An 825-nucleotide genomic window follows, 5' to 3' on the forward strand; every position below is an offset into this window, starting at 1 on the left:
CCAGTTAGCGTTCGGGAACAGTTTGGTGAAGGTCGGTACGTGCAGGTCGTTTTCTGCCAGCGCCACCTTCAGCATGATGTCGCGGTTACGATCGATAGAAATCAGATGGTAGAAAACGGAAAAATCCGCGGCAGGTAACCCTTCGCGGTGTGTGCGCAGACGTTCGTCCATGCCGTGTAAGTCAAACAGCATGACGTAAGGTTTCGGCAGTTTCTTTAAGAAATCGCCAACTTCCAGTAATTGTTCACGCTTGATCCACACAACGGGAACCCCGGTGCGAGTCGCCTGAACAGTAAAGGCATCCGGCCCAAAACGGTTGCGCAGTTCGCCAATCACCGGATCATCAAGATGATCGCGGGTCTGCCAGGCGGGTTCTTGCGCGGTTAAGTCGGTCATATTGTTCACCATTGCAAATGGTCCGTGGTGACTGTCGGCGCAGTAAGCTTCGCGAAATAGATTTAGGAATAAGCGAAGAAAAATCCCTTTGCCGACAGGCGCAAATTAAATCTCGTCAGGTGTACGCAGGTTAGTTACGGCAATGCGTTCACCGCGCTTGCGTTCGCGCTCTGATTGCATATTGGCGCGATAAACGCCCTGATCGCCAACCACCCAGGAGAGCGGACGACGTTCTTTGCCGATAGATTCCTGCAACAGCATCAGTGCCTGCATGTACGCTTCAGGACGCGGCGGGCAGCCCGGGATATACACATCAACCGGGATGAATTTATCGACGCCCTGCACAACGGAATAAATATCGCACATGCCACCAGAGTTGGCACAGGCACCCATTGAGATAACCCATTTTGGTTCCAGCATCTGGTCATA

1 protein-coding gene and 1 pseudogene are annotated in these 825 nt (G+C 52.6%); both read right to left on the reverse strand.

Features of this window, described 5'->3' with window-relative positions:
- On the reverse strand, positions 1-396 hold a 396-nt coding region (locus tag CXQ91_RS24160; RefSeq protein WP_219816609.1), incomplete at its 3' end, for an NADH-quinone oxidoreductase subunit C.
- A gap of 105 nt (positions 397-501) precedes the next feature.
- Positions 502-825: pseudogene (gene nuoB, locus CXQ91_RS24165) on the reverse strand (NADH-quinone oxidoreductase subunit NuoB); the annotation flags it as partial.

It is taken from the genome of Arthrobacter sp. Y81, assembly GCF_002929335.1.
In the GTDB taxonomy this organism is placed as follows: Bacteria; Actinomycetota; Actinomycetes; order Actinomycetales; family Micrococcaceae; genus Arthrobacter.